6 protein-coding genes are annotated in these 7,464 nt (G+C 64.8%); 3 read left to right on the forward strand and 3 right to left on the reverse strand.

Annotated features, from left to right (window positions below):
* Nucleotides 1-32: 32 nt before the first annotated feature.
* Nucleotides 33-683, reverse strand: coding sequence for a response regulator transcription factor (locus JOF56_RS53695; protein WP_209647128.1), 651 nt, complete (start codon nt 681-683; stop codon nt 33-35).
* Complete coding sequence (locus tag JOF56_RS53700) at nt 680-1,753, reverse strand: sensor histidine kinase (RefSeq protein WP_209647129.1); 1,074 nt, start codon at nt 1,751-1,753, stop codon at nt 680-682. The genes JOF56_RS53695 and JOF56_RS53700 overlap by 4 nt, the downstream gene beginning before the upstream one ends.
* Nucleotides 1,754-2,118: 365 nt before the next feature.
* On the opposite strand from JOF56_RS53700, the gene JOF56_RS53705 reads away from it, so the two are divergent.
* On the forward strand, nt 2,119-3,360 hold the full coding sequence (locus JOF56_RS53705; RefSeq protein WP_245381139.1) for an MFS transporter: 1,242 nt from the start codon (nt 2,119-2,121) through the stop codon (nt 3,358-3,360).
* On the opposite strand, the gene JOF56_RS53710 is transcribed toward JOF56_RS53705, so the two are convergent.
* Complete coding sequence (locus JOF56_RS53710; protein ID WP_209647131.1) at nt 3,330-5,003, reverse strand: type I polyketide synthase; 1,674 nt, start codon at nt 5,001-5,003, stop codon at nt 3,330-3,332. The genes JOF56_RS53705 and JOF56_RS53710 overlap by 31 nt on opposite strands.
* 204 nt (nt 5,004-5,207) lie before the next feature.
* On the opposite strand from JOF56_RS53710, the gene JOF56_RS53715 reads away from it, so the two are divergent.
* Entirely contained in the window at nt 5,208-7,016 is a 1,809-nt protein-coding gene (locus JOF56_RS53715; protein ID WP_209647132.1) for a non-ribosomal peptide synthetase, read from the forward strand.
* Between the two features lie 75 nt (nt 7,017-7,091).
* The gene (gene amcB / locus JOF56_RS53720; RefSeq protein ID WP_209647133.1) at nt 7,092-7,460 is read left to right on the forward strand and encodes a cispentacin biosynthesis acyl carrier protein AmcB; all 369 of its coding nucleotides are present in this window, start codon (nt 7,092-7,094) and stop codon (nt 7,458-7,460) included.
* Nucleotides 7,461-7,464: the final 4 nt, after the last annotated feature.

The following is a 7,464-nucleotide window of genomic DNA, read 5'->3' on the forward strand; positions in this document are numbered from 1 at the left end:
ACCCCGCGACGGGCGAAAGTCGACACCCTGTGTCAGCCATCCGGACGACAGCGGTCGAGTGAGATCAGCTGCTGGGCCAGGGCAGCGGTCACGGCGGCGGTGCGGTCGGCGACGTCGAGCTTGGTGAAGATGCGGGTGAGGTAGGTCTTGACCGTGGCCTGCGAGACGCCGAGCGCTTCGGCGATGTCCTTGTTGGTAGCGCCTTCGGCCACCAGAACAAGCACCTGGCACTCACGAGTGGACAGTTCTGGCCGGGAACTGTGCTGCTGACGTACCAGTTTCGTGGCCACTGAAGGAGTCAGCACGGAATTGCCCGCGGCAGCGGCACGGATCGCGTCGAGAAGTTCCCGGCGCGGAGTGTCCTTCAACAGATATCCGATCGCACCGGCCGCAATAGCCCGGATGATGTCGGCGTCGGAGTCGTACATCGTCAGGACGAGCACACGTGGGGGCGGCGACAGTGCAGTGATCTGGGCCGTTGCGCGGGCGCCGTCCTCGTCGGGCATGCGCAGATCCATCAGTACGACGTCCGGAAGCAGTTGCGCGGCAAGCCTCACTGCTGTGGCGCCGTCCGCAGCCTCTCCTACAACACAGAGGTCGTCGTGCGGGGCAAGCATCGCGGAGATCCCATCGCGGATCACTGCGTGATCGTCGACGAGCAGGATGCGGATCGGATCTGTCACAGGCTGTCTCCGGTGGATACGTCAGGCAAGGTCGCGGTAACAGTGGTGCCAGTACCGATCACACTGCTGACCGACAGGGTGCCACCGATCGACGCGACACGTTCCCGCATGGTGGCCAGGCCGAACCCACTCGTGACGATGGCCGGATCGAATCCACAGCCGTCGTCACGCACCACCAAACGCATCTGCGTGCCATACTCGACAGTGACGGTCAACCCGCTGGAGGCAGCGTGTTTGCGCGCATTGGTCAGAGCCTCCTGAACGACTCGCAACGCGACCACCTCAACCTGCGGACGAAAGCGGCGGACCGGCCCCTGCACAGCACAGTCAGCTGGGATACCGGTCAGTTCAGCCCACTGAACACACAATTGCCGCACCGCATCGGCAAGAGCCGCCTTGTCCAACGGCTCCGGACGCAGCGCCGCCACCGCCCGCCGTGTGTCCACCAGGCAGGAACCAGCGATTTCCCTAGCCCGCACGACAAGCCGTGCCGAGTCTCCATCAAGGTGCTGCTCAGCCGCTTCCAACTGGAGTAGCACCCCGGACAGTCCTTGCGCGAGCGTGTCATGCAACTCGTGAGCCAGCCGTTGACGCTCTTCAGCCTGCCCGGCAAGCCTCGACGCGTTCGCGAGTTCCGCCCGTGTGGCCGACAACTGGTCAAGCAACGCCTGCCGGTACCGGCTCTGCCGACGCAGTGCCTGCACCGCACCGGCTGTGAAAAGACCGGTCAACACCGGCAAGGCAACCCCGACCAGCACAAAGTACGCCGGCCCCAGCCTGATGACCGGCTCACGCTCCCAACCGGCGCCCGCCATCAGCGTCCGTACCAACGGCTGCACGACATACGGCGAACCGGTCGTGACCACTCCGACCAATACCGCACCCCAACGCGGCAACTGTACGAACACCAACGGAAGCAGCCCGAACCCCACCGCCGCGAACATCGGGAACACAGCCGTCAGCACACCCACAATCACCCCGGCAACCAGGAAGTAGCCGACCGAAGGCCGCACAGCCACATCCACAACCCCAAGCACAACAGCGGCGACGCCCGCGACAACCCAGTCCACTCCAACCGGAAAAGACACCACAGTCGCAACGAGTGCGACAGCAAGAGTGACCAGATACAAGTTGTGCAGAGCCCTCGCCCACTGGTCCCCGGCTCTCGATTGTCCATATCGGACTCTGTGCTCCTGCTCCGCATCTGTACACGTTGTGATCATCGAATGTTCTTCCCGGGGTTCGGTTGGGAGCAGCCTTCGCGTGGTGGACTCGGAGTCCACGGTACCGATGTCCGCGTCGGGCGTGACGCGCCAGACCGGGGCCGCTGACCCCGTGATCCTTGTTCGATCCCGGCTGGGAAATCTGCCCCGGCCGCCGGCGAGAGGATGCCCTTCCCGATGTCAGCAAAGATCGACGACAGGCTTGCCCGGTGATGCCCGGCCTGCGCGAGAGTCTGTGGCGGGTGGCCGGATTCCGCAATCTCTGGTTGTCTCAGACAGTCACCCTGTTCGGCACGAGCGTCACGTTGCTCGCACTGCCGTTGGTGGGGTTGTTCTTCCTGGACGCCTCACCTTTTGAGATCGGCCTGCTGTGGGCGGTGGAGTACGTGCCGATCGTGCTGGTCGGCCTGCCTGTGGGGGTCTGGGTCGAACGGCTGCCCCTGCGGACGGTGATGGTCGTCGCCGACGTGGGGCGGTCAGTGGCCTTGCTGGCCGTGCCGGTCGCCTTGTGGACCGATCAGCTCAGCATGCCGCTGCTGTACGGCGTGGCGTTCTGCATCGGGCTGGGGACCTTGTTCTTCGACGTGGCCCAGCTGTCCATTCTGCCCGATCTGGTGGAGGAGAACAGGCTTGTCGACGCGAACGGCAAGCTTGAGCTGTCGCGCTCGGTGGCCCAGATCGGCGGTCCCGGAGTCGGTGGCTTCCTCGTCCAGGTGCTCACCGCTCCCCTGGCGATCCTCGCGGACGCGATCACCTACCTGGCCTCTGCCTATTTCGTGCTGTTCATCAAGGGCAAGCCCCGCGCGGCGCCCCCGGCCGAGCGGCTCAACCTGCGCCGCGAAATCAAGGAAGGTCTGCGATTCGTCTTCGGCCACCCGCTGATCCGGCCGCTGCTACTCTGCGCGACCCTGGCTGAACTCGCGTTCGCCGCAGTGCTTGCACTGCAGGTGGTCTACGCGGCGAACGAGCTGCTCATGACCCCTGCAGTGATCGGCGTCGTACTGGCGATCGGCAACGGCGGTGGCATACTCGGGGCGTTGGTGGCGGAACCGTTCGCGCGGCGGTTCGGCACCGGGACGGCCTTCATGGTCGCGATCGTGCTGTTCACCGGCGGATCGATCGCCCTGCCGATGTCGATCGGGCCGGTATCCTTCGGATTCGGGCTTTTTGTGGTGTTCCTGGGTGCCTACATCTTCAACGTTCTGCAGGTCAGCCTGTGCCAGGCGGTGACGCCGTCGCACCTGCTCGGCCGGATGAACTCCGTTTTCCGGTTCGCCACATGGGGTGTGATCCCCCTTGGTGCGGCCGGTGGCGGTCTGCTGGTGGATTCGGTCGGGCTGCCGGGAGTGTTCTGGATGGCCGCGGCCCTCAATGTGCTGTCGTTCATTCCCCCGCTCTTCTCACCGATACGGCGGTTGCGGGACTACGAAAGTGCTGAGGCCGCAACGAAGTAGCGCTGCCGCTCGAACGGGTAGGTCGGCAACGACGTCCGTCGGCGCCGACCGCCCGTGTGCAGGGCTTCGAAGTCCACTTCAGCTCCGGACACCCACAACTCGCCTGTCTCTATCGCACTGCTGGGATACGTCTGGCCAGGGCCGTCGCCGCGCAGCGCGGCGACGGCCTCGGCCGTATCCGAGGCCACGAAGAACCGGCGCTTGGCGTGGTGTGTCCGTCCGGTCTGCAACGTCCACGCCACGTCGGCGAGATCCGTGTCGGGGTGATCAGCCAAGTGCTCAGCCAGTTGCCACACCGCACGCTCAAGGGCGTCGTCGGTTCTCGCTGACAGCACCAGGAGTTGATGCGGCTGCCCCGGCGTGGTCGGGGACGGAGGTGGGGCCTGCGCGATCACGGCGTGCGCGTTGGTACCACCGATGCCGATCGCGTTGACCCCGGCGATCCGGGGACGTCCTGCGGTAGCCCACGGCTGCGTGTGAGTGTTGACTTCGAACGGCGACGAGCCGAAGTCGATCTCCGGGTTCGGCTGGGTGTAGTGCAAAGTGGCCGGAAGCACGCCGTGCTCGACACTCAGTACGGTTTTGATCAGCCCGGCGACTCCGGCCGCCGCGTCGGCGTGCCCGATGTTCGACTTGACCGAGCCGATCCGGCAGTACGCGGTGCGTCCGGTGCTTGCCTGGAATGCCTGCGTCAGGGCCGCGACCTCGATGGGATCGCCCAACGCTGTCGCGGTGCCGTGTGTCTCCACGTAGCCGATCTCGTCGGCACTTGTCCCGGCCACCAAATGGGCTGCACGAACAGCTTCTGCCTGACCGGCCACGCTTGGCGCGGCGAATCCGATCTTGTTGCGGCCGTCGTTGTTCACAGCCGTTCCGCGAATGACGGCATGGATGTGATCGCCCTCGGCACGCGCATCCGCAAGAGGCCGAAGCACAACGAGGCCTACCGCGCTGGCTCCGACCGTGCCGTCACCAGCCGCATCGAAGGGTCGGCAATGCCCGTCCCTCGAGAAGATCCCGCCAGGATCGTGGCGCAGCACGGGCATGCCGGCGAGAACGCTCGTGCCACCTGCGAGAGCCATAGCGCAGTCACCGGCGAGTAGGGACTGAATGGCGACGTGCACAGCGACAAGCGACGACGAACAAGCAGTCAGCACAGACATTGCCGGACCGGTGAGGCCCAGTTTGTAGGCGACCCGACTGCCGAGGTAGTCGAGGTCGTTGCCCAGGCGTATCTGGCTTTCCGCTACGGACTTGTGCCGTAGGCGGGTGGCGTGGTCTGTGCTGGCCCCTCCGACGAAGATGCCCGTCATCGGGCGTTGCGGGCCGCCGTGCCCGGCACGTTCCAGTGCTTCATGGGCACATTCCAGCAGCAGCCGCTGTTGCGGGTCGATGATCAACGCCTCTTCGGCCGTGTAGCCGAAGAACTCCGCATCGAACTCATCGGCGCCGTTCAGTACTCCATACGCCGGAACGTATCCAGCCTCGACAGCCTCGGCCCGTTCAATGGTTTCCTTGCCCTGTAGCAGATTCCGCCAGAACTCGTCAACACTTCGGGCACCTGGGAACCGGCCGGCCATCCCGATGACGGCCACATAGCCGCTCTCGTCTTCGTCCTGGAAGTTCTCATCGACGTTCGTCATCGTGAGTCACGACGCTAACCGGCCGGAAGTGACGGGCGGAGCGGACGACGGGCAGACGTTCGGTGAACATGACCTTGCCTGCCGGTGACCCGTCCTGTTCACCTTGACAGCACAGGGGAAAACGGCTCTCCTGTCAGCGGCCGGTTTTCCGCCTGACGCATGCTTTCCCATCGGTTTGGGGCCACAATGGACAATCTCTTTGCCGTGCTGCCAGCACGTCCCGCTCCACCCGAGCGTACGTTGCTCGACGTTCTTGACGCGACAATTCACGCGCATCCAAACTCCCCCGCGATCGACGACGGCAAGACGGTTCTGACGTATGCCGCGCTGGCGCAAGAAGTCGAACTCACACGCGCTCACCTTCGCACGGCCGGTATCGGCGTCGGCGATCGGGTCGGCGTGCGCATGCCTTCCGGAACCGCCGACATCTATCTGGCAATACTGGCAATACTCGCCTCCGGGGCAGCGTACGTCCCGGTTGACGTGGACGATCCCGACGAGCGCGCCGAGATGGTGTGGGAACAAGCGGGAGTATGTGCCATCCTCGAAGCAGGGCAGGAGCTACGGCTTCGGGCGAAAGTGCCCGCGTGTGGTACACATCGGCGCCCAACGCCTGATGACGACGCATGGATCATCTTCACTTCGGGCACAACCGGACGCCCCAAAGGCGTTGCGGTCACCCACCGATCCGCTGCAGCACTGGCCGATGCCGAAACGCGAATGTTCTTGCCGGATAGTCCACTCCGCCCAGGTGACCGGATACTCGCCGGGTTCTCCGTGGCCTTCGACGCGTCCTGCGAGGAGATGTGGCTTGCCTGGCGCAGTGGAGCCTGTCTCGTACCCGCGCCGCGAATCCTGGTCAGGTCCGGCGCCGAACTCTGCCCGTGGCTGAACGAGCGTGGCGTCACAGTGGTCTCGACGGTGCCGACGCTCGCAGCGCTCTGGCCAGCCGATGCACTGCCGGGCGTGCGGTTGCTGATCCTCGGCGGGGAGAATTGCCCGCCAGAACTCGCCACTCGGTTCCTGCACGCCGATCGGGAGGTGTGGAACACCTACGGGCCAACGGAGACAGCCGTGGTCGCGTGCGGATGGCAGTTCGTCCGGGGAGAAATCGTACGGATCGGCTTACCACTCGACGGGTGGCAACTCGCGGTCGTCAACGAGGACGGCGCGCCGGTCCGCTGGGGCGAGGTCGGCGAACTGGTGATCGGAGGCGTAGGCGTGGCCCGATATCTGGACCCCTCGAACGAAGCCGGAAGGTATGTACCAATACCCGCGCTCGGCTGGTCACGGGCGTACCGCAGCGGTGATCTGGTGCGCGCGGAGCGAGAAGGTCTCGTCTTTGTCGGCCGGAATGACGAGCAGGTGAAGGTTCGCGGGCACCGCATCGAGCCTGCCGCGATCAGCGCTGCACTGTCCACACATCCGGCCGTACGCCAGGCGCATGTGCGCGCCGTCGATGATCACTCATCCGGAAAACGGCTGGTGGCCTACGCGGTTCTCAATGATGTCAACGGTGTTGAGGTGCCTGACCTGCGCAGGCACCTCGTCAGGAGCCTGCCGTCCGTGATGCTGCCGGATGCTTACGTCCTGCTCACGAGCATGCCTGTCACTCTCAGCGGCAAGATCGACGCGAGCGCACTGCCAATACCGCCGGCTACACCGAGAGCGGCCGTAGTGAGCACACCACCGGCAACCATGGAGGAGCTGGTACAGACCATCTGGCGCGAGGTGCTGGGCGTTGGAAATGTAGGCCTGGACGAGAGTTTCTTCGACATCGGCGGCCATTCGTTGCTGCTGGGCCAGGTGCAGGAACGGCTCGCCGATGCTCTCGGGCGGCCGGTCTCCTCGGTCGTGCTCTTCGCCAACCCCACAGTCCGATTACTCGCCACTTACCTCCGACAGGATCAACACCCGGCCGCGCAACCGGTTGCGGCGGAACGGATCCCGGCACGCACACGGCTCCAGCAACGTCGTAACCGGCTAACCCGTCCGGCCGACACAGCAGGCTGATCGAGGACGTTGTTCACGACCCGATCTTGATCCGTTCACCTTTGGTTGCAGCAGTCGCCTTCCGATCACTATCAAATGAGTGCCGAGCAAGATCGAGCAGTTTGCCCACACCGCGTCGCACCCGGCGGGTCAGGCAGTGCCGCTGGGGACGAGCTGACGTCCCGAGGAGTCATCATCGACGACATCGAGTCGGCCATCCGTTCCGTCCTGATCACCGATCTGTTTGTCGAAGTACCGCCCGAGCGAATGAGCGTGGACGACGGCCTGCGCAGCGAGTTCGGTCTGGACTCGCTGGGTTTCGTCGAACTGCGTGTGCAGTGTGAGAACAAGTTCGGCGTGACCGTTTCCGACACCGACTTCAGCCCGGAGAACTTCACCAGCATCCGGACCGTCGCGACTCTGGTGCGCGATCTGCAGGCCCGTTCCGAGGTCTCCAGCTCCTGAGCCC

The sequence above is a fragment of the Kibdelosporangium banguiense genome (assembly GCF_017876405.1).
In the GTDB taxonomy this organism is placed as follows: Bacteria; Actinomycetota; Actinomycetes; order Mycobacteriales; family Pseudonocardiaceae; genus Kibdelosporangium; species Kibdelosporangium banguiense.